Raw genomic sequence first — 24,413 nt, 5'->3', positions numbered from 1 at the left:
ATATCATGATGGATATAAAGAAGACAAAAATATGTGCTATAGATTTAGAAGATGACATTCTATCATTTCTGAAAAAGGATTTTGAAGTCTTTGAAGGAACAATGGGAGCTAAAATAGATACAGCTAAAATAATTAAGAACCGTTATGATTATGTCAAACTATTGCTAAATTATGATTTCCCGATAAATATTCAAGAGTATGATATTCTAATACAAGATATGGGGTATGAGAGAGTTATTCCATATTCAGAGAAAAATCATGTAAGAACACATATAACTGGCAGTGACAGTATTTACTTATATAGTTCATATCCAGAAACATTATTTAATCCAATTCCTTACAGCTCTAAGCTTCTAAGCATTGAACTGCAAAAACATAGAGGACGGCCTTTAATAAAGATCATCTTTCAAGGAGAACTTTATAGGGTGTCCTACGAAAAGTATAACGCAGGAACACATAATACAACTGATGGTGGCAGTTTTACAAATTATGAACATATTCAGAATTATTGTAATGAAACTTCACTTTACGGTAGAGATGTGCTACATTGCAAAAATAGTAGATTGACTCAAGAGATATTTGGAAATACTGTGGATGGGTACTCTTATCAACAAACTTATCTCCATCCAATGTCATGGGAGAATAGTGTGCGAAAAGAAGACACTCGTTTTATACCTCTGCTAACAACTATGGCTGGAGATATTATCTCATATTTTTATATGGATGAGTATGATATTACAATTATGCTTCCGCAAAGTGAAAATAAATTAGAGCTACTTAAAAATGTCTTTAATGAATTCCTCTATATCTATTTTTCTGAATATTTTCCATTCATAGAAGCTGCTGCGTGGAAAAATACACCAATGTATTTTCTTCCAAATCAACAAGAACTTTTAGACAAAGAAAAACAATTAACAAATAAATACCAAGAAGATTTAGCAGTAATAGAAGTGCAGAAAGAAGAAAATAACAAACAATACTCTTTCTTACATTCCCTTCTAACAGAAACTGGGGACAACCTTGTAAAAGCCGTAATTGATTTTTTACAATGGCTAGGCTTTTCTAATATCGTAGATGCAGATACAACCAAAAAGGAGGGAGACATTTTCGAGGAGGATGTACAAGTTGATTTAGGAGAAGCTGGGCTGCTTATTATAGAAGTAAAAGGAATAAATGGTACATCGACAGATGCACAATGCTCTCAAATTCATAAAATTAAATTTAGAAGATGCGAAGAAAGGAATGCATTTGACGTGCATGCACTTTACATCGTTAATAATGAACGCAATATAGAACCATTAAAAAGAACACGTCCCCCATTCAAAGACGTGCAAATTACAGATGCTCAAAAAGATAAGCGTGGACTAGCTTATACTTGGCAATTATTTAATCTGTTTTTTGATATAGAAAATGGCTTTATTTCCAAAAAAGAAGCAAGAGAAAGCCTGATTAATGCTCATGGACTTGTTGACTTCACTCCAACTAATTTGCAAGAACTGGGAGAACCCTATAATTATTATAAGAAGAATACCGTTGTCTGTATAGAAATTAAAAATCTAATCATTAAGGTTGGGGATTATTTTGCTTACAGGCAAAACGATAGATGGCATAAAACAAGAATAGTAAGTATAGAAGAAAATAGGCAAGTTATAGACGAGACATCAAATGGTAGATATGGATTTGAAGTCGGAAAGGCCATCCCAAATAATGTATGTTTGTATTTAATCCAATAGCCAGAATATAAAAATGACACAAAATAATACAAGTATTGACCAACAGATAGCCATGATGAAAAAAGCAGCAACACAAAATGCAGCTGCTTTATTTTATTTTTGGCAAAATTATTGGACAGAAACAGAAGAGCAGAGAGATCGGTACACAGAGATAGCTCAATGTTTTTTGCAAATGGAAATGCTTCATATTAATTCTATATTGATACTTTTTAAGGGGACTCCAATGATTCCACATTTGGGAAACAGGACAATAATAGACATACCTTCTATGACATCAATATTAAGAAGTCTATATGAAAAAGTCTTTATATTTAATAATCTTTTTGTCGAACAAGAAAATACTATAGAGAAAGAAATTGTCTTATGTATCTGGGAAATAAGAGGACTATATAATAGGAAATTGCCTCAAAATCCCCAAGAAGCTGAGAAATATAGAAAAATATATAATTCAAACATGACACAAATAAAGGGTCTTAGGCAGAGAGCCATAAGTCTTTTAGAGAAACTTGATATTACAGAAGACGCAAAACAAGCTTTTCATAAAGAAATTAACAAATCTGATACATCTATTAAAGGATATAAGTTTATTAAGGATACGCAAACGCAAAAGATTAAAGAATTCAAGATACTATCGTTTAGTGCATCTCCCAAAGAAATATTCCCCAAGGAAGACCTTTCTATTTTATATAGTTACCTTTCTTATCAATCACATCCTTCATTCTTAGGAACTTTACAATTTGGACAAATGTACAATTCTGACGAATATAAAAAAAAGGCATTTACGATACTAAACTCCATCTGCAAATTTCAGCAAGTAATAGTACGAGATTTTTGCAATGCTTTCCCTAAAGCAAAGGAAATTTTAGATAAAATGTCAAAAGAGCAAACAAAGTATCTATTTTAAAATGAAATTAGAAAAAGTGATAACATTCAAAATGTTTTCTAATCAATACTACTCAAATAGAGGAAGCATTTTTGTACCATGCAAATGTAAGTTATTGATAATCAGCATAGGATATATTCGAGGAGGTGAAGTAAATTATATATGAAGTTCACATTTCACATTATGGTGAAATGTGAACTTATATTTTAAAACAATATTTATTATGGATTTTAAACAGAAAATAGAACAAATAAAAAAAGACAAGAAGCCACAAACCATTACTCCACGTGAACTTTTGAATGGTTTAAATTGTTATAAACGAACCTCCCGTAATTGTGCGTATATTGATAATTTTTTAGAGGAAAATCAATTAGAGGTTTCACCAAATTATACAGATGTATGGATTGATAGTCCCATAGAAATTAGACATAAGGAGATTGCTAAAACTAAGATACCTAAAGATCCAATTAAAAGAGTTCAAATACTTGAAGCAGCTAATAAGATTCCCAAATATGTAAATAATGATGATTCCTTAAGAAAGGCTATTACAATAATGCAGATGAATAAGTTCTCTCAACTACCTGTTACAAATAATAGAGAAAGAGGTATTATTGGATATATATCTTGGGAAACAATTTGCGAAGCAAGGTTTAATGGAGTGCAAAGTGATAATGTTAAGGATTATATAAAAAAAGAAATTCAAGTGATTGAGCCTGATACTCCTTTGCTTGATGCCATGAAAGTCATTTATGAACATGACTTTGCCGTTGTTATCGGTAAGGATAAATCGTTGCAAGGTATTATTACAACTGCAGATATAGCTTCAGAATTCTTATTAAACACAATGCCTTTTCTTTTATTAGAAGAAATAGAGAAATCTATCAGAGTTCTTTTTAATGGAGAATTTTTATTAGAAGACATAAAGAAAATTTGTGATAATGCTGAAAAAGAAATTAATTCGATTGACGATTTATCATTTGGGCATTACCAACGTATCATAGAAACGCCTGGTTTTTGGGATAAGCTGAAAATATATACTGACAAAAAGATTCTTACAGAAAGATTAGAAGCTATCAGAAAAATAAGAAATGAAATAATGCATTTTACACCCGATAGCATAGATGAAGAAGCGATTGGACTTTTGATTGATACATCAAAGTATTTAGCAACTTTAATTAAGTACAAATATCAAGAAGTCTGAAATAACTAATAGAAAGCCTTACATTTAAAACAATAGTTTATATTTGAAAAAGGTATTAATTCTATACAACACTAACATCTGTTCTTACAAATAAGATTAATACAAAGGAGTATTAGATTATTTTAGAACAAAGTATAGGTCGGTTTTCTGTTATTGCTATAATAAAACTGATAGATAACAATATCAAATTTTGAATACCTCATAATTTTCAGCAAGTCATATTTAAGGAAATAACAACATTGCAGCAGTCTCAACCGGATTGCTGCGATTGGTTTATTATATACCTTTATAGTACAGTACAGGATGTAAGCTGAAAGTAAAATTTGCCAAGAAAATGAAATTGTTTATTCATCAGAAATCATTATCTTTGCAGTAATAAGAAAATGTAACCTAACAAAGCCTTATGACACAGGAAGAATACAACCAACTTGACAGCGATTTCGCCCATTGCGCCGGAGCGAATTGCGAAAAGGCAAGCCAATGTTTGCGTTATACTGCTTATGGGATGCTAGGCAAGAACCACAACCCTACCTATATGGTTGTCAATCCTGCAATAATCACGGGCAGGCAGCCCTGCCCGCTCTTCATCCCCGACCGACGCGAGCGTTACGCATGGGGTATCTCGCACATATTCGACAACGTGCGGGCCGCAGACTTGCGCGCTGCCAAACACGGAGTGAAGGCCTGCTTCGGCTCTTCCACCTTCTACCATGTCAAGGAGCAGCTCCGCGCCATTACCGAAGAGGAGCAGCAAGCCGTCCGGCAAGTGTTTGCCGAACTGGGCTACGACGGAACAGCCATCGAGTTCGACCGATATGAAGAATGCTATCCCTCGCTGATGCGGATAAAGCGATACAAATAATCCTCTCCCCTCGCTGCCTAAGACCTCTTCTCCCCTTCCCCAACAACTGCCTCAGTCGGTACAGAATAAGGATTGTCTTATACACGTTTGTACAATCACTTATACAAACTTGTACAACCTATTATACAAACGTGTATAATATTATCCGTATCGGCAGCCGATGACGGCACAACAAGAGGTTTCGAGATGGTATGCCTACAAGGGCTATGAAATATTCATCGTATATTTGAAGAAGGAATAAATACATATAATTATGTCGAAAGCAAAGTTGAGAAAGAAATTGGAGACCCTGCCAAAGGAGAATGTGATAAACTTGGTAATGAGCCTCTACGATGCAAGCAGAGAGGCAAAGACTTATCTGGAGTTTTATCTCACGCCCGACAGCCACGCTGAAGTGGAGAAATATAAGAAGATAATACGAAACGAGTTCTTCCCCACCCGTGGTTTTTCGGAGAATCCGTCGTTCGCCACCTGCTGGAAAGCTATCTCTGACTTCAGGAAACTGAAGCCGGCACCCGAGTGCGTTGCCGACCTAATGCTCTATTACATAGAACAGGGATGCGAATATACAATGACCTTCGGCGATATGTGGGAACAATATTACATTACCTTGGAAAGGAATTTTGCCAAGGCTATGGAGTTTATCTTCCTTCACGGCCTGCTTGTAAAATACTATGAACGAATAGAGCGAATGCTCAATGCAACGGACTGTGGATGGGGATTCTCGGATGCCTTATGGGACATATACCATCAATACAGAGGCTCGTAATCATCAGCTCAATAACCCATCAGCAATTCCCAACGCCCCACCAAGGATAAATGATGAAAAAGCCCCCTTTCCGTTCTTTATACAAGAAAAATTCGTATATTTACAAACAGTAATAAACAATTCTTATGGAAGGCCGATTCACGGAACAAAAGGGAATATCCCCCAAAGTAAAATAAAGCAAATATAGCTTGTCGGGAAACCCACCAAGAGTTTTACGATAGTAAACTCATACGTTTGCAATCGTCATCAGCAAAGCCTTGCTCACCAGACAAAGCTGTCAATGCTTTGGAAACCTTCATAAAGCAATGCGAGTAATGGACGGACGACGAACAAGATAATTATCCAAACATTACAGCCAAGATGTACAAAATCCACGAGGATTAAATGCAAATGGCTGCAAAACCATAAAATATAAAAACATAATATGCCAAATACTAAGTTTTCAATTTCGCTTATCAAACAAGGTGTCTCTATAGATTCTATAGTAAAAGAAGGAACTGATAGGATAGAATTAAGTAGGACTTATGCACTTTTTTATAAAAGAAATAATCCATCAACTCCCAACAAGCAAATAACAGACATATCAAATGCGATAGTTTCAATAGATATAACTGGAAAAAGACGTATATTGCTTTACAAAAGAATATCTGAAGGCAAAAAGCCTAAATCGAATCATTGTAAAATCAATTTACTAAAAATACACACTCGGAAAATCTCAAAATAGGATTGGAATGAGAAGAAAAGAAGGGTTGCGAGCCGATAAAATGATGTTTGTTTTACAAATCAACGAAGTTTGCAAAGCAATCTTACGAAGAACGTTTTGCCATCTTCGCAAGAATGGAAAGTGAATAAGCGAAGAAGAGCTTGAAAAAAGTGGAAAATAAAGGTTGTTTTAGGGCGTTTTTACGAAGAACGACAATAAGAACAAATCTGGATTATTAAAGATATACTGATAATGAACTTATTATCAATACATTAAGAACACAAAAATATCTACTTGTTCACTCGTAAACTTATTCACTCGTAAACTTGTTCACTTGTACCCTCATAAACTTGTCTCCTTGTTCACTCGTCCCCTTGTTTCCTTGCAATCCTCCCTATTTTGCGCTATATACATACATTATATATATATTAGGCCAAATGGTAAAATCTACGAGAATACTTGATTCGGGTTTGCGAAATTCGAGGATATTGGTGGCACGCCTGCTGTCTGAACACACAAAACCTATCTTTTTGAGTTCCTGAGAGAATCGGCGATAGTATTGCTTATCCCAAAACACAACCTCTACCCCACCATCCTGAACATCAATAATACCCATACTGGAAAGGTCGGCACGCTTGAAGAGCTTATAGAGTTCCTCTCTATCGGCATCAAAGGTTTCGTCAGCCTGCAAATGCCATCCCCAAATATGTCGGGAATCATTGTCTGCCAAGAATTTGGAAGCCCTGATTCTGCGCAGACCATAACGCTTGAAAGGTGCTGTGCGGACGCCTTTCCTGCTCTTCTGCACCTGATAGCGGAGAATATCCACCACGGGGATATTCGGATAATTGTTGTTCTGGGCATAGCCGAAAACAACAATTACCAATAAAAACAATATGAGAGCGTATCGCTTCATAGGATTGGGAAGAGAGGAAGTGGACAAGGGAACGAGTAGACGAGGGAACAAGGGGACAAGAGGGGACAAAAAGACAAGGGGACGAGAGGACAAGGAAGATTGTCCATAATCATACGATTTCAGCATTACGTTTTCATTGTCTTTCAGCATACACGAAGTGTTTCTACCCATACAAGCAATATACTTGCCCGCTTGTCCCCTTGTTCACTCGTCCTCTTGTCTCCTTGTAATCTTGTCCTCTCGTTCCCTGATTTATAAATTCTCTACGTCAGCTATCCAGTCGGAAGCCATTGCATCCGACGGCATACGCCAGTCGCCACGAGGCGAAAGGCTTACCGTGCCCACCTTCGGACCGTCCGGCAGACAAGAACGCTTGAATTGCTGCGAGAAGAAACGCCAGACGAAGGTGCGAAGCCAACGTTTGATGGTTTCCTCATCGAACTTGCCTTCAAAAGCCGTCTTGGCAAGATAGAATATCTTTGACGGCCGGAAGCCGTAACGGAGGAAATAATAGAGGAAGAAGTCGTGGAGATCATAAGGTCCAACGAGGTCTTCGGTCTTCTGCGTTGTCTCGCCATTTTCGTCGGTCGGAATCAGTTCGGGCGAAATCGGCGTGTCCACCACGTCAAGCAGGCAACGGGCGATGGTTTCGTTTTCGCTCTGTTCGGCATAATAGCGGACAAGGTGCTTTATCAGTGTCTTGGGAATGCTTGCATTCACGGCATACATACTCATGTGGTCGCCATTGTAGGTACACCATCCGAGTGCAAGCTCGCTCAAGTCGCCAGTGCCCACAACTATTCCATTGTACTTGTTGCTCAAGTCCATCAGAATCTGTGTGCGCTCGCGGGCCTGCGCATTCTCATAGGTTGCATCCCGAAGATCGGCACTGTGTTCAATATCCTTCAAGTGCTGCGTTACGGAGGGGGCAATGCTGATTTCCTTCATACTGATGCCAAACTCGGCCATCATCCTGATGGCATTGGTATAGGTTCGGTCGGTTGTGCCGAAGCCGGGCATCGTAACGCCGAGAATGCCCTTACGGTCGTAGCCCAGTCGGTCGAACGCCATCACGCAGACGAGCAAGGCAAGGGTGGAATCCAGACCGCCGCTGATACCCAATACCACGGTCTTGCACTTTATGTGCTGCAAGCGTTTTATCAAGCCATTTATCTGAATATTGAAAATCTCGTCGCAAGAGTCTTTCATTTCACCGTCTGAAGGAATGAAAGGATATGGATTTACCGTGCGTGTGAGCGTAAATTCTCTCTCGGGATTGTTCAGAGGGGAACACTTAACGAAATCGCTGATGGCTATCGTGCCGTGCAATCCCAATGTTTCAATGCCCAACGTGCGCTGCGCATTGACGAAAGTGGTGTTTGCCCTGCGCTCTTCGCGAAGTTTCTCCACATCGATTTCAGACACTATCATCTGTGCCTCCATACTGAAACGCTTGGCTTCGGAAAGGAGCGAGCCGTTTTCGTAAATCAGTGCATTGCCACCATAAACCACATCCTGTGTGCTCTCGCCGAAACCACAACTGCTATACACGTAGCCTGTGAGCGTGCGTGCGCTCTGTTGCGCCAAAAGCGATTTCAGATAGTTGTGCTTTCCTATCAGTTCGTCTGTTGCCGAAAGGTTGAAGATAACCTCTGCACCTGCCAGAGAAAGGAAATTGCTCGGAGGAATGGGTGCCCAGACGTCCTCGCAGACCTCCACGGCAAACTTAACGCCGGAAGCTGTACGGAACAACTGCATTTCGGGGGTGATGCGGAGTTTCTGCCCTGCGAAATGAATCTGCGTAGGATGCAGGTCCTGTGCCGATGCAAACCATCGCTTTTCATAGAACTCGCCATAGTTGGGCAAGTAAGTTTTGGGAACCATACCGAGGATTTTGCCCTGCTGAATGACGATGGCACAGTTGAGCAGCAGCGAACCCACACACACCGGAGCACCCACAATGGTAATGATGTCCAACTGGCGTGTGAAGGCAAGGAGCATCAACACGGCGTGTTCGGCATCGTCGAGCAAGAGCTGCTGACGGAACAGATCCTGACAGGAATAGCCGGTAAGAGACAATTCAGGGAAAGAGATAATCTCCACGCCCAAGCCTTCAGCTATCGCAATCTGCTTCTCAATAGCTTCGAGATTGAATTTCGTGTCGGCAACACGCACATCGGGTACGGCTGATGCCACCTTGATAAAACCATACTTCATAACAAGTTCTTTTTTAGGCGATGATCGTTACTTGGGTTGCACCGTATCCGTATTCTTGGAAAGATGCGTCCTGATATTGATACTTCTTATATTTATAATTCAATTCGTGAATCAGTGCGTGGCGGAGAACTCCCTCGCCCTTGCCGTGGATGAAGACAATCTTCTGTCCACTTTTATTCTTATATTGCTCCAATACGTTTCTGAAGGCATTAATCTGATATTCCAGAATGTCTCCAGCCGACATACCGGCAGTAGACTCCAGTAATTCGTCGATATGAAGGTCTACGATAATCTTGTCGTTCTTCAGCACCTGTTTTGTGCGATGGCTCTTGCTCTGATTGTCGGCGTATCTGCGCACCAACGGTTTACGAGCCGGGGAAACGGAAACGTCGATGGATTCGGTGGTGCTTCCCTGCAACTTCTTGGGCAGGTCCAGTTTCGTTTCCACCTTCTGCTCCGCTACTTTATCCTTTTCGCTGACAGGATAAAGCAAAGCCGGCGTTTCAAAGAAGTCGTTTTCCCTGAAAGTGTTCAGCTTATAGAATTTCGTTGCATCGAGACGGATGTTTACGCTCAATGCAGGTTTGAGTTCAAAACTCTTGTCGTACTTGTAGGCAACGAGCTGTATGCTGGCATCCTGCAAGCTGTTCAGGTCGCCGTATGAAAACTCTTCGATGTAGAGTTTTGTGTTGGGTTCAATCTCTCCGACAGACTTCAACGACCATTGTTCGCCGTCCTTGACCATATAGACGTAATGCACATAATAGTTTGAATCATTGACCATATAGGAAGCAAAGGCTGTGTTGCCGATTTCCTTCAACGATTTAGGAACGAAAGCCAAATAGGCAACGAGCTTGTCGCCACCCTCGCGCTCCTTTACCGGCGCAACGAAATTGTCGGAAGGGTCGTAATCAGGTTCTTCCACATTCGTCCAGTCGTCGTCTTCCATTTCGGAATCGCCCGACAAACGCGCCTTGATGGACTTTGCCCCGTCCTCTTCGGCTGTCTTCGCTTCCTTTTCAAGTGTCTTGATTTTGGCAGCGGTCATATTTTCGTCGCCGACAAGCACCACTTCGGTTATGGGTGTCGGGATTTCAAAACCGTCTTCATCCTCAACCAATACTATATTCTTTCCCTGAAAGCCGGAAATCTTTCCACCTCCGACATCGCTCAGGAATCTTACTTTATCTCCTATTTTCATTGTGTCGTCCTTTCTTCTTTTAATTATGGAATGAGCAAACTGCTGTCGCCATAGCTCAGGAAACGGAAACCGTGAGCCAATGCGTAGTCATAAACCTTGTGCCAGTCGCCTTTCAGGAATGCACTGACGAGCAGCAGAAGAGTTGATTGGGGCTGATGGAAATTCGTTACGAGCATCTTCACGATTTTATATGTGAATCCCGGCGCAATGATTATCTGCGTACTTGAATGCAAGGCTTCCAACTTGTCTTTGTCGAGATAGGCAAGCAGGTTTCTGATGGCTTTCTCCACGGTTACTACCCTGCCCTCAACCAATACCAATCCGTCGTCGTTGTGTGCATAATCGTAGGGGTCCCATTGGTTTACGTGCAGTTCGGTCTCGAGTGCCGATGGGTTCATTTCCAGTTTCACGCCCATATAATAGAGGCTTTCCAGCGTGCGCACGCTCGTTGTTCCCACGGCGATTGCCGAACAATCGTGCTTCAGGAGATTCTCGAGCGTATGGCGATGCACCACAATGTATTCCGTGTGCATATTGTGGTCTTCGATTTCCTCGCTCTTCACGGGCTTGAACGTACCTGCCCCGACGTGCAGCGTGAGTTCATCCCTCACGACACCTGCCTCATCCAACGATTTCAATACCTTGTCGGTAAAGTGCAAGCCTGCCGTAGGAGCTGCCACAGAACCCTTTATCTTGGAATAAACGGTCTGATAGGTGGTCTTGTCACTCTCCTGTGTTTCGCGATTCAAGTAAGGAGGAATGGGCAATTCGCCCACGGCCTCGAGAATTTCGGCAAAGGAAACATTGCCGTTGTTCCATTCAAAATCAATCCAATGGTTCGTACCACCTGCCACTTCAGGGGCTTTGGTTCGGTCTACGGAGGCAGACAAGGTTAGTTTATGACCGTTGATTTCAAAATCTCGATTCAGTTTTCCTTCCTTCCACTTCTTCAGGTTGCCTATCATACAGAACCAAGAGCATTTTCCATTGGTCTGAAACATCAGTTCATAATCGGCTGGCGATGCCGGTTCCATCAGGAAAATCTCTATCAATGCACCGGTTTCCTTACGGAAGTGCATTCGTGCCTGAATAACCTTCGTATTGTTGAAAACCATCAATGCACCCTGTGGGAGATGGGAAGAGAGATGATGGAATACATCCTCTGAAACTTCGCCACTCTTATACAGCAGCAACTTACTGTTGTCGCGCTCGGCCAATGGAAATTTGGCGATACGCTCATCGGGCAGCGGATAATCGTAATCCGAAATCTTTATATGTTTTGTTTCTTCTGACATTTTCTTCTTTCTATATTAAAAAATCGTTCCTAATTCCAGCAATGCCCTCAGGATTGCATAAATGAAAATCAGTACAAAGACTGTAAGCACTATATCAATATCGGGCAGACTGTAACCAGTTTTGGTGTATTGTGTGGAAACGTAGGATATTTTTGGTGTGATCTTACAATAGATGTATCGGAAAAGCAGATACACGACGGTGGCTATCAGTATGCCCATCACAGTTCCCACAAGAATATCGGAAGGATAGTGTACGCCAAGATACAATCGTGTCCAAGCATTCAGCATTGCCCAAAAGACCAATAAGACCGTAAGGATTCTGCTTCTAACAAGCAGGCTGACAAAGACGGCTATGCAGAATGTGTTGCAGGCGTGGGCGGAAAAAAAGCTGAATCCTTCAGCCTTATAACCGTTCACGAGCTGTACGACACCGACAAGGCTCGGCTCCACAGACGGACGCAGGCGTGCGATGTGTGGTTTTATAAATCCTCCGTTGAAGCCGTTTGAAATCAGCATACACAAGCCCATCATTGCAAGTATGAGGAATATCTGACTCCATTTCTCATTGTTCTTCACAATCAGATAAACGAGAATCAGGTACAGAGGAATCCAAGTCGGGCCAGATGTCAATATCAATGCCATCTGGTCCAAGAACATATTATTGCTTCCATTCAGCGAAAGCAAGACTGCCTTGTCTAATTCTAATATACTTTCAAGATTCATCTATCAGAGTGGTTAAATCTCCTCAACGGAGTTTGCTTTTATCCATCCCTTAGAACCGTCGGGAGCTTCCACTTCAAACCAGTCCTTGATGGTTCTGTCGGTAATGGTTATTTTCGTTCCTTCGTGTAATACTATGGCATTGCCTGCCTTCAGGTCAGGAGTTATCTTTATCTGTGCCGTGGATGTCTTGATGACGGCGGCATTAGTATTGTCGAGCTTGGCATCTTGCTGAAGGGCAAAGACGAGCGAAAGCACGAAACAGATGCAGAACAGTATGCCTAACGTAAATCCCAACTTTCTGAAATTCAACTTGCTCGAGAAGAAATAAACAATTACGAAAGAAAGCGAGAGTACGAGGAAAACGATGCCTGCATAGGCCCATCCGTCTATTGAAAGCGTATTTACCAACTGCTTGTACCAAGTAACAAAGAACATTTCGGACTCGGCCGTAAACCTGTCTATGGTCTTTGTGCGTGCAAGATTCAGATTGAATATGATGTCTTCATCGCTCGGCGACAGGCGCAGGGCACGCTCATAGGCTATAATCGACTTCGTTATGTTGTTGATTTTATAGTAGGCATTGCCGAGATTATAATAGACTTCGGAAGATTTGTTCTTCTTCAGAATCTCTTCATAAATCCTTATTGCCTGCTCGTAATTGCCCTTAGCATAGGCTGCATCGGCGATGCTCTTGTCCTGCGCCATCAGCGTTGTGGACAGAACAAAGCTGCCGACGAGCATCAGCAAGAGCACCGCGCCTCGCTTGCCTGCTGCTTTCTTCACGTTCATAGCCTCTTCAACACTTGTAATGGCGTCGATGGCAGAATCGAAAGTAACCTTCATATTTCCCTTTTCATCACCCGGTGCATAGCGTTCAAACTCGCATTCATCGAGCGCACCGATAAACTTATTGACCGTAGCCTCATCTACATTCTTTCCTCTCAGCTTTTCGCTGATATTCTCGCGAGAGAGTTCCTCAACCGGCATATTGAGCCTGTTGCTGACGTAGCCCCACAATGCGTGAAGAACCTCATCGTAGAAGTCGGAAGACCTGCCTTTCAGCATCAGTTGCTTCGCATTATACATCTTTGAAGTTGCCACCTTCTCGGCATTCTTTCCCCGAATGAACACCAAATCGGACTGCATTACGGAACGCTTGCGCAGGAAATAGAATAAAACTCCGAAGACTGTAAGGATAAACACCCAGAGCATCCAATGGAAGAACGAGCCGAAGAATGTGCTCGATGATGTTTCCTTTCCGGTTTTAATGCCTCGGATGGTTGTGTTTTCCGCCTGTGTCAGCTCGTCAATGTCTTGCGACGTACCATCTCCCTTCAGCACATTAACCTTGAAAGAGGCAGTCTGAACGGTCTTGTATGAATTGGTAGAGGAATCGAAATAGACAAACTGCACCGAAGGGATGGTGTATTCGCCTTCTGTTCTCGGTACGGCCAGATAATCATAGACCATATTTCCCTCTACACCGTTGGCTGTCAGGCTCGTCTTGTCGGAGACCCTGGCATCATAGGTTTCAAATCCATTGGGGAAATTCACAGCAGGCTGCTTTATCAGCTTCAGGTTTCCGACACCATTAACTATCAATCTGAGGTTAATCGGGTCGCCGGCTTTCACTTCTGTCTTGTCCAACTGGGCTGTAATGTTGAACTTACCCACACCACCAGAGAAGTTGGCGGGCTTTGCAGGCAAGGGAAGCACGTCGATGGTTATTCCCGGTGCAACAATATCCTTTACAATATCCATCCGCCCGTCAATGAAGGCGAACGGGTCAAAATCGTTCGGATCGGGACGCACTTCCGCCTTAAACGTGATGGAAGGAACTTTCAGTTTTCCCGTTACCTGTGGGAACATCACGTACTGATACCACGTGGCGCAGTTATAAGTTCTGCCGTTGAGTTTCTCCCTGCTAATGATTTTCTGCTGCGGCAGTTTCACTTCCTGAATGTGAAAACCTGACACATTAGGCACGCTGCCACTCAAGCCAACGAGGTTTACAAGGGAATAGACCTTGTAGGTAAGCACAACGGGTTCCTGTTCGTAAACCTTTGTCTTGCTCGTCGAAACTTTCATAAAGAGGTCTTTGCTGCCAATAACCTTGCTTTGAGGGCGTGTAACTTCTATCGGTTCGTCGTCTCTTCCATAATTATTGGACGCTGTACTGGCATTGGAATTGCCGATGGCAGTTATCCTTACGGGAGTTGAGGCGATGGTATGGCCGTGTACTATGATTCGTGCAGGAGGAATGGTAAAAGTTCCTTTTCTCGTTGCAACGAAATAATAGGTACACGATACGGAAGATGAACTTGTCGTGTGTCCATTTATGGTCTGATAGCTTGACTGTGAAAACACTTGAGGCCCTCCGAGAAACTCGATTCCAGCCGGAGGATTCCCCAACTTGATATTCTCAACATCTTCGGCAGATATAGAATATTGCACAGCAAATTCATCGCCTACGCCAACCTTGCTTGGCGCAACAACGCGAACGTGCTGGGCACTTGCCACGAGGGGCAAGAAAAAAGTCAGAAATAAATAGATATATCGCTTCATAAGACTTTACCAATTTTTTTCAATATTCTTGTTGTTAGGCTGTTGCATAGCTCGCTTCAACTTTTCTTGCGTTGCCTGCTCTGCCATCTTTGCAGCATTGAGCATCTGTTCTGCGTTGTCTTTGCTCAAGTCTTTATTCTTGTTTTGCTGCTTGTTCTGATTATCATTCGATTGATTCTGATTCTGTTTATCGTTTTTGTCTTTGTTCTTATTTTTATCTTTATCGTCTTTGTTCTGATCGTTATTCTTTTGGTTCTGCTGATTTTGCTGCTGATTCTGCTGCTTCATACAGACAGCCAAATTATAACGGGCATCATCGTGATGAGGATTCAAGCGAAGTGCATTCTTATAGGCTTCTATCGCATTCCCATAATCCTGTTTTGAGTGGTAAATAGTTCCGAGATTATAATAAGAGCTTGCACGGCGCAAAGGAATTTTCTCAACTTCGGAAGCATACTTGTATTGTTGAATTGCCAATGAATCTTTTTTCTGTGCCTGCAATGCGCAGCCGAGGTTGAAGGCAGCCACCCCACTTTCGCCATTCTGTCCGAGTGCTTTACGGTAACTCGTTTCGGCCTGAACATAATCCTTGCCGTGAAAGAACCTATTGCCCTCTCGGATATACTGCCTGTCGGTCTGAGCATTCAGCGTCAAAGCCATCAGCAAGAATAATATAAGAATCTGTATCGTTTGCTTCATTATTTTCTATGAAATATATTCCAACCTCCCACAATTCGGTTTCTCACTTCCAAGATGAGAGTGTCCAAAATCAGGAGTATGATTATCAGGAGCGCAACGGCCTGAAACTGCTCGTCGAAACTGCGATATCCCGCCGTCTGCATTTCTCCTTTCTGCATCTTTCCTATTTCAGCCTGAAGCCTGCGTTCGGCATCGAAATTGTTTTCTACGTGCAGATAAAGTCCTTTACCTGCCTCGGCAACTTTCTTGCACATATCTTCGTTCAACCGTGTCATTACCGTGTTGCCCGATCGGTCGGTCAGGTATTCTCCATTGCCCAACGGAATCGGAGCACCACTCGCTGAACCCACACCGAGAATGAATACCTTTATGCCCAATTTACTGGCTTCTCTCGCCATTTCTTCGGCTCCTCCTTCGTGGTCCTCGCCATCGGTAATCAGGATTATCGCCTTGCCGATTTTATCGTCTTGCGAGAAACTGTGCATTGCAAGGTCGAGTGCCTGTCTCATATCAGTTCCCTGAGAACCTATCAATGACGGATCTATATTGTCGAGAAACATCTTTGCCGACACATAATCGGCAGTAATCGGTAGTTGCACGAAAGCCTCGCCGGCAAATACGATAAGTCCGATTTTATCGTCCGTGAACTTATCCACCAGATTCTCCACCATCATCTTGCTTTTATCCAAACGCGACGGTGCCACATCCTGTGAAAGCATAGAGTTGCTGATGTCCATTGCAATAATAGCCTCGATGCCTTCCCGTTTATCCGACGGAACGCCTGTTCCCATTTGTGGCCGTGCCAATACCATTATAAGCAACGCCAGAGCAAGCTCCATCAGCGCAAACTTCACTACACGGCGGTATTTGGAATAGTTTGGAGTCAAGGTTCTCACAATTTCCGTATCGCCAAACTTCTTTAAGCGTTTCTTCCGCTTCTGTTCAAATACATAATACACCATTGCCAATAAAGGTATCAGCAACAGCAACCATAGGTATATCGGATTTTCAAATCTGAACATTTTCTATTTAAATTTGTCGATACATTGGTTAAGGAATGCGCTTGAACACGGCAATCCTGAACACAATTTCCATCAGGAAAGAGAATAGCGCAAGGAGTGCGAAAGGCATATAGGCTTCATAACGCCTGCCAAAGCTGCCACCACTGATTTTGGCCTTCTCCAACTTGTCAATATCCTTATAAATCTGCGACAACTCCTGACGGCTCTGTGCCCGATAGAACTCTCCGTTCGTGGTTCGAGCAATGTCCTGAAGCGTCTTGTAATCAATCTCTCCCACCATCTGATTCGGAACGTTCGGATTCTTATCCGTACCCAAGCCAATGGTATAAACTCTGATTCCGAACTTCTTTGCTATCTCGGCAGCTGTCATCGGAGATATTTCTATCTTGTTGTTGCTGCCGTCCGTCAGCAGAATCACCACCTTGCTTTTCGCCTTTATGTCCTTCAGTCTGTTCACGGCATTTGCAAGTCCCATTCCTATTGCCGTTCCGTCTTCTATCAAGCCGTGGCTCGCCAAATCGGTATTAACATTCTGGAGAAGGTTCAGCAAAGACGCGTGGTCGGTGGTCATCGGACACTGTGTGAACGCTTCTCCGGCAAAAATCGTAAGGCCGATGTTGTCGGAAGGACGTGCGCTGATAAACTCATTGGCAACATCTTTCGCCACTTCCATTCTGTTCGGAGCAACATCTTGCGAAAGCATACTGGTGGAAACGTCCATTGCCAGCATTATATTGATGCCGTTTGAATAGTCCGCGCCCGACGGAGTATCAGTCTGTGGACGCGCCAAGACCATTACCACCAACGCATAGGTAAGGCAGCGAAGCAGCATCGGAAGATGAATCAGCCTCATCCTCCAACTCTTCGGCGCATATTCATACACATAGGTATCTGCCATCCTCATTGTCGGTTCGCTGCCTTTCCTACGGAAGAAATACCATAGAAGATAGGGAATCAACAGGAGCAGTAAAAGCAGATATTCCTTATTTGCAAATTCCATTACACCATTTTTTTAATAACCCAACAACTTCCAGACACTATAAACCGTGTATGCCAGCAAGGCAACGGCGAGAACAACTGCAATGCTTATTGCAATCTTCAGCATCTTCCGCTGACGAACGAGCTGTCTGTCGGAATCGCTTAACACAGTTTCCAGCTCTTCCGCATTCGGATCAATCTCTAATTTTGTCTCTTCTATGAAGTGAACCACATTCGTAAGATAGTAGTCTTTTTCAGAATTGGGAGTTGAATATTTTGCGAACTTCACAAGATCGGCTGTTTCAAACACCTGCCTCAGTTCATCTATCTTGCCATCGTTTCCCGCAGATTTCAGGCTCACCAATATCTCCGACGACGTCATTTCCATCGCATTGATACCGAATCTGTCTTCAAGATATTCGCGCAGAATATCAATCAACTGTGTATAATAAACCTTCTGATGGTCTGCATCAACGTTTCTTTCATCCTTCACTCTTGCAATAGCCTCCATTGCCTTTTCGTGTGGCAGCAGCTTTCTCTTTTTCTTGCGAAGAACTATCGGCTTGTTGCTTCTCAATCTACCATAAAGATAAACGGCAACGCACAACAGGAGTACCACTAAAATGCTTAATCCGATATACGGCATCCATTCGTCCAGCGAGAACTCCAGTTCCTGAATTGTTTCGGCAGGGCGTATCTTCTCCTTGTTCAAGGTATCAATCTCCACTCCCTTTACCTCCAGCGTGATTTCCTTTGTGGTGTATTCCTTTCCGCCCACCTTCACTTTCAACGCAGGCACTTTATAGGAACTCGGATTCCACGAGGTAAGCGTATAGACAGACTGATAAGTGGGACTCTCCCCCTCCTTCAGCGTGTCCAACTCGGAACGAACCACCTCTATTCCCTGTGCCATTTCCTCCTGATCCTTATATTGGGGAAATTCTATCTTCGTATTGCCTGAACCCGACACATTTACCGTGAGATGTGCCTGCTCGCCCATCAGAATTTTGGCAGAATCCAGTTTTGCCTCAACCTTTACCTGTGCGTTGGCGAAGGCTGCACAAAGAATCAGAATCAATAAGTTTGCAATTCGTTTCATCATCCTCTTTTAGCAAATAAAATCATTAGTTTCTTTACGAAATCCTCATCCGTTGCAATCGACACGTTGTCTACATTGCTTTTCGAGAATACATCTCTCAGCATCTCCTGTTGCCTTGTCCAGTAGGCATTATGCGCAGCCCGCAGCTTCCTGCTGCCGGTATCTATCAGCATTTCGTGTCCGGTCTCGGCATCCACTATCTTCATCAGCCCCACGTCCGGCATTTCCTTTGCCCGCTGATCGTACACCTGTACGGCTATCACGTCGTGCTTGCGGTTGGCTATCGTGAGTTCGTTCTGGAAAGACGAACGGATGTAGAAGTCGCTAAGCACAAACGCCGTGCATCTTCTCTTCATCACTTTTGTGAGAAACTCCACAGCCTTGTTCAAATCCGTGCGTCTGCTTTCGGGCTTGAACTCCAGCATTTCCCTGATAATGTAGAGGATATGCTTCTTGCCTTTCTTGGGTGGGATATACTTCTCAATACGGTCGGAAAAAAATACAACACCTATCTTGTCGTTGTTCTGAATGGCTGAAAAGGCTATGGTTGCCGCAATCTCTGCCACGAGGTCTTTCTTTGTCTGCTTCGTCGTACCGAAATCCAGCGAGCCACTCACATCTACCAACAGCATCACGGTAAGTTCTCTTTCCTCCTCGAACACCTTTACGTAAGGATGATTGAAGCGAGCCGTTACGTTCCAGTCTATATCGCGGACATCATCGCCATACTGATATTCCCTAACTTCGGAAAAAGCCATACCACGCCCCTTGAAGGCAGAATGATACTGTCCCGCAAAAATATTCTGACTAAGACTCCGTGTCTTAATCTCTATTTTTCGTACTTTGCTTAATAATTCCGTAGTTTTCATTGATGTTGTATGTTTGTAAGGGGACGAGAGGACAAGGAAACAAGGGGACGAGTAGATTTGCCCATTTGTTAAGTTGTAAGGGAACAAGGAAATTTGCTCACTTGTCAATCCGTCTCCTTATTAACTGTCCTCCTTGTTCACTTGTAAACTTGTCTACTCGTTCACTTGTAAACCCATTTACTCCCTCTGCCTCCTACGGCACTTCAACCTTATTGATAATCTCGCTGATAATCTCCTCGCTCGTTACGCTGCTTGCCTCAGCCTCATAGGAAAGACCGATGCGATGGCGAAGAACGTCGTGCGCAACGGCGCGCACGTCTTCGGGCACTACATAGCCGCGACGCTTGATAAACGCATAGGCTCTGCCGGCCTTGGCAAGATTGATACTTGCACGGGGACTGCCTCCGAAAGTTATCATTTGCTTGAGATTTGCCAAACCGTAACGTTCCGGGTAACGGGTTGCAAAAACAATATCGGCAATATACTGTTCTATCTTCTCGTCGATATAAACCTCGTTTACCAGCTTGCGTGCATTCAGAATCTCATCGGCAGTGGTTACGGCAGAAACCTGCGGCAGACTCTCGCGCAGATTCTCACGGATAACAAGTTTTTCTTCTTCCAATGTCGGATAATCAATGATTACTTTCAGCATAAAGCGGTCTACCTGAGCCTCTGGCAACATATACGTACCCTCCTGTTCCACAGGGTTCTGTGTAGCCATTACCATAAACGGAAAAGGCAGCGTAAACGTCTGATCGCCGATTGTTACCTGATGCTCCTGCATTGCTTCGAGCAGAGCACTCTGCACCTTGGCAGGGGCACGGTTTATTTCGTCTGCCAACACGAAATTGGCAAACACAGGGCCTTTTTTCACGTGAAAGCTCTCATCTTTCTGCGAATAGATTTGCGTACCGATTACGTCGGCAGGCAAAAGATCGGGCGTAAACTGTATGCGGTTGTATTTGGCGTCTATCAGTTCAGAAAGCGTCTTTATCGCCAAGGTCTTTGCCAGCCCCGGAACACCTTCCAACAAGATATGACCATTGCTGAGCAAGCCAATGAGCAGCGAGTCTACAAGATGCTGCTGACCGATTATCACCTGTTTCATACCGGTGATAAGGTTGGTTACGAACGAACTTTTCTGTTCAATCAGTATGTTTAGTTCACGAATATCTATAGCTTCAGCCATAACTAAAATTATTTTATATCGTCATTTGAATATGTTACGCAAAAGTACGACAAATAAAGCAATTTAGACACAGGGAACAAACTAAATTATATTAAAAAAGTTTCTCAAAACTTAGATTTTAAGAAACTTTTCAGTTATTTGGGACGAGGGAGACAAGGAGACGAGAGAACAAGGGACAAGGGGACAAGGGGACAAGCATATTACTTCATATACGGAAGAAATAAGGTCGCAATACTCTCTCACAGATGACACGGAATCACAGACACTATTTTCTGCACAGAGAAAGCAAAGCCTTCTCTGCGTTTGAGTATGAGGAGGAAATTATAAACTCATCTCCTTGTCCACTTGTAAACTTGTCCACTCGTAAACTTGTTTTCTCCTCTCCTACCGATATTCCGGACGGTATTCCACTTTCGGGACTTTCATCGTATCGCCCTCTTCCATAGCGTCTACTCCGTTCAGTACCTGAAAATAGCCCACCATATCAGGACCGAGCGTTTTCTTGCTGTACGATGCCATCGTTTCGCCTTTCTTCAGCACCACGACTTTCTCCACCCCGATAATATCGTAAGCACCATATTTAATCTTTGGATTGCTGCTCAAGGCTTTGTATTGCGCAGCTTCATCCTGTGGCGCAGCTTCGGCAGCTACGCTGTCGGTATTGGCGGCAGTTACGGCTTTTTCATTCTCTTTTATTTCCTTTGGCAAACCCTTTGCTTCTTCAACCTGCGCCACCTTATCCTTATCAGCCGTGGAATGCTTGCCCAAGGTGTAGACGCCCCAAATGACAAGTACCAACAGACAAGCCACCAGCAGCGTTATCCAAGGCGTGAGATTGCGCTTTTTAGGCACCGAAACGCCTTCTGCGGAAGGTTCAGTTGCTGCCTTAGCCTCAACCGTTCTTACTTCAGGCGTAACCGGCTGTGCCATTTCCGTAAGTATCTTTTCCGGCTCTGAAGGCGTTTCTTTCAGAGAAACGGCTTCGGGCTTGTGTACTATTTCCAAGACAGGTTCTTCGGATTTCACATCTGCAATTGCATTTTCTTCATCTGATACTGCGAGCCGAGTTTCGGAAAGTTCCGAATGCAAAGAAACTGCGACCGGACTTTCTGCTATCGGTTCTGTCTCTTTGGTTGCAATTTCAGTTTCCGTTTCTTGCACAACCGTCTCTTTTTCAGGCTCTTCAACCTTTTCTTTCACGGAAGTTTGCAATTCTATTTCTTCACTTCTTACAGAAGATTGCAGCTCTGTTTCTTCTGTTTTCACGGAAGTATCATCTATCATCGGAACAATTTCAGGTTCTGTCTCCTGAACAGTTTCAGCAGTCTGCGTTACGCTTTCCTCCATTCGTGCTGCGTCTGGTGCATCAGCCATCGCATCGTTCTCGGCATCTGCCACAGGATTCTCATCGTCAAACTCCACACCATCTTTCAGAACCACCGTCTCAAACTCCGAAAAAGGCTTGTTTACAAGTTCCTTTATATAGGCATCAGGTGTGAAATTCACTTTCTCGTGTCCCTCTATGAGTACCCTCTCGCCCGTATTCACGTTGATGCTTTCGCGAGGCTTCACGGCCTGCACCTTGAAAGTGCCGAGCCCCTTAATCTTCACGAGCTTATCGTTCTTCAAACCCTCGTTTACCACCTGAAATATCAGCGCAACAAACTTGTCGGCTTCCTTTATCGTGAGTTTGTGTTTCTTTGCGATTGCTTCAGAAATAAGTTGCATTGCAGTCTTCGCCATTACTCATTTCCTCCTTTCTTCAGCTTTTCCTTGATAGAAGCCGTAGGCTTGAAATTGAGCACCAACTTCGGCGGTACCAGCATTCTAAGCCCCGTTGACGGATTTACCATCACTCGCTCCAATCGTTTCTTCACTTCAAAAGTGCCAAAACCACTCACTTGTACTGGTTCTCCAGCCTCAAAGTTGTCGGCCATAGCAGCAAGGGTTGTCTTCACAAGTTTCTGCGTGTCTTCTTGCGAATATCCCGCCTTTGCAGCCAATGCGGCAATGAATTCCTTGTTATTCATATTTGTGGTGTCTTGTTGTTAAATGCTACCGTAGAGATCAAACTCGTCTGAATCGGTGATATTTACGTTGTAGAAGTTGCCCACACGCAGCCGTTTCTCGGCTTTCACGAGCACTTCCGGATCTACGTCGGGCGAACAGAACTCGCTTCGTCCCACATAATATTCCCCTTCCTTTCGGTCGATAATTACCTTCAGTGTCTTGCCCACCTTCTCTGCTTCAATCTCCGTCGAAATTTCCTGTTGCAGAGCCATCAGTTCGTCGAGGCGTCTTTGCTTAACCTCTTCGGGAACATCGTCTTCATAATGCTTTGCACTGTACGTTCCCTCCTCGTGGGAATAAGCAAAAGCACCCATTCTTTCAAACCGTGCCCAACGCACAAACTCCATCAGCTCACGGAAATCCTCTTCGGTTTCGCCGGGGAATCCCACCAACAGCGTGGTGCGCAGATGTATTCCGGGCACTTTCTCGCGCACGGCACGGATGAAATCCATCGTTTCCTCCTTAGTAACGTGGCGGCGCATACGTGTGAGCATATTATCGGAAATGTGCTGCAATGCCACGTCCAGATATTTGCACACCTGTGGTTTTTCGCGAATCACATCCAGCAAATCCATCGGAAACTGGTTGGGATAGGCATAATGCAGGCGAATCCATTCCACACCGGGAATGTCAGCCATACGTGAAATGAGTTCCGTGATGTGATGCTTGCCGTCTAAATCCACGCCGTAATAGGTAAGTTCCTGTTCTATGACCTGAACTTCCTTCACGCCGTTGGCTGCCAGTTCTCTCACTTCTTCAAGAATATCCTCCATAGGGCGCGAACGGTGCTTGCCCGTAATCAACGGTATGGCACAGTAAGCGCAATGACGGTCGCAGCCTTCGGCAATCTTCACGTAGGCATAATGGCGTGGCGTTGTGAGCCGTCGTCTGCCGTCGCAAGACGGAATCTCGGCTTTTCCCAGATCCGTAAGTAGCTGCTTGAAATTGAACTTGCCGTAGAACTTGTCTACTTCGGGTATTTCGTTTTCGAGTTCTTCCTTGTATCGCTGCGAAAGACAACCCATTACGTAGAGCTTGCTGAGCTGCCCGTTGTTTTTCCTGTTTACAAATTCAAGTATCGTGTTGATACTTTCTTCCTTTGCCGTTTCTATGAAACCGCAGGTATTTATTACGGCAATCTCCCCCTGCGGACGCTTGGAATCGTGTACGCAGTCGTAGCCGTTTACTTCAAACTGTTTCATAAGCAGTTCAGAATCAACAAGATTCTTAGAACAGCCCAATGTAACAATGTCTATCTGATTTTTCTTCATTGTCAATGTAAATAAAGAGGACGAGGGGACGAGGACGTTAGTGGACAAGGGAACGAGGGGACGAGTAGATTTCTTTATACGTGGATAATTAATATATCCTTAGTTATTCTTATCGTTTTATTCTTTTTGTAAGTCAGCCTCCCTGCTC

General features: G+C 43.4%; 21 protein-coding genes. 6 read left to right on the top strand and 15 right to left on the bottom strand.

What is annotated here, in order from left to right:
* Nucleotides 1-5 precede the first annotated feature (5 nt).
* From P150_RS0100255 to P150_RS17310, 6 genes are all read left to right on the top strand, one after another.
* Complete coding sequence (locus tag P150_RS0100255) at nt 6-1,733, top strand: hypothetical protein (RefSeq protein WP_028895964.1); 1,728 nt, start codon at nt 6-8, stop codon at nt 1,731-1,733.
* Between the two features lie 13 nt (nt 1,734-1,746).
* Nucleotides 1,747-2,637: a DUF5677 domain-containing protein gene (locus P150_RS15565; protein WP_051617383.1), complete on the top strand. Its 891-nt coding sequence runs from the start codon at nt 1,747-1,749 to the stop codon at nt 2,635-2,637.
* Between the two features lie 202 nt (nt 2,638-2,839).
* Nucleotides 2,840-3,817, top strand: coding sequence for a CBS domain-containing protein (locus tag P150_RS0100245; protein WP_036931941.1), 978 nt, complete (start codon nt 2,840-2,842; stop codon nt 3,815-3,817).
* Between the two features lie 403 nt (nt 3,818-4,220).
* Nucleotides 4,221-4,679: a DUF6078 family protein gene (locus tag P150_RS0100240; protein ID WP_028895962.1), complete on the top strand. Its 459-nt coding sequence runs from the start codon at nt 4,221-4,223 to the stop codon at nt 4,677-4,679.
* A 253-nt stretch (nt 4,680-4,932) separates the two neighbouring features.
* A complete protein-coding gene (locus tag P150_RS0100230) occupies nt 4,933-5,448 on the top strand; it encodes a DUF6155 family protein (protein WP_028895961.1) in 516 nt (171 codons plus the stop codon).
* Between the two features lie 424 nt (nt 5,449-5,872).
* A complete protein-coding gene (locus tag P150_RS17310; protein WP_155952883.1) occupies nt 5,873-6,172 on the top strand; it encodes a hypothetical protein in 300 nt (99 codons plus the stop codon).
* Nucleotides 6,173-6,545: 373 nt separating this feature from the next.
* Here P150_RS17310 and P150_RS0100225 read toward each other — a convergent pair whose 3' ends face one another.
* The 15 genes from P150_RS0100225 to rimO all read right to left on the bottom strand — a co-directional run bounded on the left by P150_RS0100225 (nt 6,546) and on the right by rimO (nt 24,265).
* Entirely contained in the window at nt 6,546-7,067 is a 522-nt protein-coding gene (locus tag P150_RS0100225) for a hypothetical protein (protein ID WP_028895960.1), read from the bottom strand.
* Nucleotides 7,068-7,319: 252 nt separating this feature from the next.
* Complete coding sequence (locus P150_RS0100220; RefSeq protein ID WP_028895959.1) at nt 7,320-9,284, bottom strand: NAD(+) synthase; 1,965 nt, start codon at nt 9,282-9,284, stop codon at nt 7,320-7,322.
* Nucleotides 9,285-9,297: 13 nt separating this feature from the next.
* Entirely contained in the window at nt 9,298-10,485 is a 1,188-nt protein-coding gene (locus tag P150_RS0100215) for a DUF2027 domain-containing protein (RefSeq protein WP_028895958.1), read from the bottom strand.
* A gap of 23 nt (nt 10,486-10,508) precedes the next feature.
* A complete protein-coding gene (locus P150_RS0100210; protein WP_028895957.1) occupies nt 10,509-11,780 on the bottom strand; it encodes an S-adenosylmethionine:tRNA ribosyltransferase-isomerase in 1,272 nt (423 codons plus the stop codon).
* A 15-nt stretch (nt 11,781-11,795) separates the two neighbouring features.
* Nucleotides 11,796-12,503 (bottom strand): phosphatase PAP2 family protein, encoded by a 708-nt coding sequence (locus P150_RS0100205; protein WP_028895956.1) that lies wholly within the window; start codon nt 12,501-12,503, stop codon nt 11,796-11,798.
* Nucleotides 12,504-12,515: 12 nt separating this feature from the next.
* Nucleotides 12,516-15,068 carry a BatD family protein gene (locus P150_RS0100200; RefSeq protein WP_028895955.1) on the bottom strand — a complete coding sequence of 851 codons (2,553 nt, stop codon included), beginning with the start codon at nt 15,066-15,068 and terminating at the stop codon, nt 12,516-12,518.
* A gap of 6 nt (nt 15,069-15,074) precedes the next feature.
* Nucleotides 15,075-15,767 carry a tetratricopeptide repeat protein gene (locus tag P150_RS0100195; protein ID WP_028895954.1) on the bottom strand — a complete coding sequence of 231 codons (693 nt, stop codon included), beginning with the start codon at nt 15,765-15,767 and terminating at the stop codon, nt 15,075-15,077.
* Nucleotides 15,767-16,789, bottom strand: coding sequence for a VWA domain-containing protein (locus P150_RS0100190; RefSeq protein WP_028895953.1), 1,023 nt, complete (start codon nt 16,787-16,789; stop codon nt 15,767-15,769). The genes P150_RS0100195 and P150_RS0100190 overlap by 1 nt, the downstream gene beginning before the upstream one ends.
* A 28-nt stretch (nt 16,790-16,817) precedes the next feature.
* Complete coding sequence (locus P150_RS0100185; protein WP_028895952.1) at nt 16,818-17,789, bottom strand: VWA domain-containing protein; 972 nt, start codon at nt 17,787-17,789, stop codon at nt 16,818-16,820.
* A 12-nt stretch (nt 17,790-17,801) separates the two neighbouring features.
* Nucleotides 17,802-18,869, bottom strand: coding sequence for a BatD family protein (locus P150_RS0100180; RefSeq protein WP_231477551.1), 1,068 nt, complete (start codon nt 18,867-18,869; stop codon nt 17,802-17,804).
* The gene (locus tag P150_RS0100175; RefSeq protein WP_028895950.1) at nt 18,866-19,735 is read right to left on the bottom strand and encodes a DUF58 domain-containing protein; all 870 of its coding nucleotides are present in this window, start codon (nt 19,733-19,735) and stop codon (nt 18,866-18,868) included. Before P150_RS0100175 ends, P150_RS0100180 begins: the two co-directional genes overlap by 4 nt.
* 193 nt (nt 19,736-19,928) lie before the next feature.
* On the bottom strand, nt 19,929-20,924 hold the full coding sequence (locus P150_RS0100170) for a MoxR family ATPase (RefSeq protein ID WP_028895949.1): 996 nt from the start codon (nt 20,922-20,924) through the stop codon (nt 19,929-19,931).
* Nucleotides 20,925-21,308: 384 nt separating this feature from the next.
* Complete coding sequence (locus P150_RS0100165; protein ID WP_028895948.1) at nt 21,309-22,667, bottom strand: HU family DNA-binding protein; 1,359 nt, start codon at nt 22,665-22,667, stop codon at nt 21,309-21,311.
* Nucleotides 22,667-22,954: an HU family DNA-binding protein gene (locus P150_RS0100160; protein WP_028895947.1), complete on the bottom strand. Its 288-nt coding sequence runs from the start codon at nt 22,952-22,954 to the stop codon at nt 22,667-22,669. The genes P150_RS0100165 and P150_RS0100160 overlap by 1 nt, the downstream gene beginning before the upstream one ends.
* Before the next feature lie 18 nt (nt 22,955-22,972).
* Nucleotides 22,973-24,265, bottom strand: coding sequence for a 30S ribosomal protein S12 methylthiotransferase RimO (gene rimO, locus P150_RS0100155; protein WP_028895946.1), 1,293 nt, complete (start codon nt 24,263-24,265; stop codon nt 22,973-22,975).
* Nucleotides 24,266-24,413 lie beyond the last annotated feature (148 nt).

Source organism: Prevotella sp. HUN102 (genome assembly GCF_000688375.1).
In the GTDB taxonomy this organism is placed as follows: domain Bacteria; phylum Bacteroidota; class Bacteroidia; order Bacteroidales; family Bacteroidaceae; genus Prevotella.
This window is presented reverse-complemented; position numbering and strand designations above follow the sequence as displayed.

Bases quoted from the DNA above. Each gene is read 5' to 3' on its own strand.
- P150_RS0100255 (WP_028895964.1), top strand. From the start codon at position 6: ATGATGGATATAAAGAAGACAAAAATATGTGCTATAGATTTAGAAGAT.
- P150_RS15565 (WP_051617383.1), top strand. From the start codon at position 1,747: ATGACACAAAATAATACAAGTATTGACCAACAGATAGCCATGATGAAA.
- P150_RS0100245 (WP_036931941.1), top strand. From the start codon at position 2,840: ATGGATTTTAAACAGAAAATAGAACAAATAAAAAAAGACAAGAAGCCA.
- P150_RS0100240 (WP_028895962.1), top strand. From the start codon at position 4,221: ATGACACAGGAAGAATACAACCAACTTGACAGCGATTTCGCCCATTGC.
- P150_RS0100230 (WP_028895961.1), top strand. From the start codon at position 4,933: ATGTCGAAAGCAAAGTTGAGAAAGAAATTGGAGACCCTGCCAAAGGAG.
- P150_RS17310 (WP_155952883.1), top strand. From the start codon at position 5,873: ATGCCAAATACTAAGTTTTCAATTTCGCTTATCAAACAAGGTGTCTCT.
- P150_RS0100225 (WP_028895960.1), bottom strand. From the start codon at position 7,067: ATGAAGCGATACGCTCTCATATTGTTTTTATTGGTAATTGTTGTTTTC.
- P150_RS0100220 (WP_028895959.1), bottom strand. From the start codon at position 9,284: ATGAAGTATGGTTTTATCAAGGTGGCATCAGCCGTACCCGATGTGCGT.
- P150_RS0100215 (WP_028895958.1), bottom strand. From the start codon at position 10,485: ATGAAAATAGGAGATAAAGTAAGATTCCTGAGCGATGTCGGAGGTGGA.
- P150_RS0100210 (WP_028895957.1), bottom strand. From the start codon at position 11,780: ATGTCAGAAGAAACAAAACATATAAAGATTTCGGATTACGATTATCCG.
- P150_RS0100205 (WP_028895956.1), bottom strand. From the start codon at position 12,503: ATGAATCTTGAAAGTATATTAGAATTAGACAAGGCAGTCTTGCTTTCG.
- P150_RS0100200 (WP_028895955.1), bottom strand. From the start codon at position 15,068: ATGAAGCGATATATCTATTTATTTCTGACTTTTTTCTTGCCCCTCGTG.
- P150_RS0100195 (WP_028895954.1), bottom strand. From the start codon at position 15,767: ATGAAGCAAACGATACAGATTCTTATATTATTCTTGCTGATGGCTTTG.
- P150_RS0100190 (WP_028895953.1), bottom strand. From the start codon at position 16,789: ATGTTCAGATTTGAAAATCCGATATACCTATGGTTGCTGTTGCTGATA.
- P150_RS0100185 (WP_028895952.1), bottom strand. From the start codon at position 17,789: ATGGAATTTGCAAATAAGGAATATCTGCTTTTACTGCTCCTGTTGATT.
- P150_RS0100180 (WP_231477551.1), bottom strand. From the start codon at position 18,869: ATGATGAAACGAATTGCAAACTTATTGATTCTGATTCTTTGTGCAGCC.
- P150_RS0100175 (WP_028895950.1), bottom strand. From the start codon at position 19,735: ATGAAAACTACGGAATTATTAAGCAAAGTACGAAAAATAGAGATTAAG.
- P150_RS0100170 (WP_028895949.1), bottom strand. From the start codon at position 20,924: ATGGCTGAAGCTATAGATATTCGTGAACTAAACATACTGATTGAACAG.
- P150_RS0100165 (WP_028895948.1), bottom strand. From the start codon at position 22,667: ATGGCGAAGACTGCAATGCAACTTATTTCTGAAGCAATCGCAAAGAAA.
- P150_RS0100160 (WP_028895947.1), bottom strand. From the start codon at position 22,954: ATGAATAACAAGGAATTCATTGCCGCATTGGCTGCAAAGGCGGGATAT.
- rimO (WP_028895946.1), bottom strand. From the start codon at position 24,265: ATGAAGAAAAATCAGATAGACATTGTTACATTGGGCTGTTCTAAGAAT.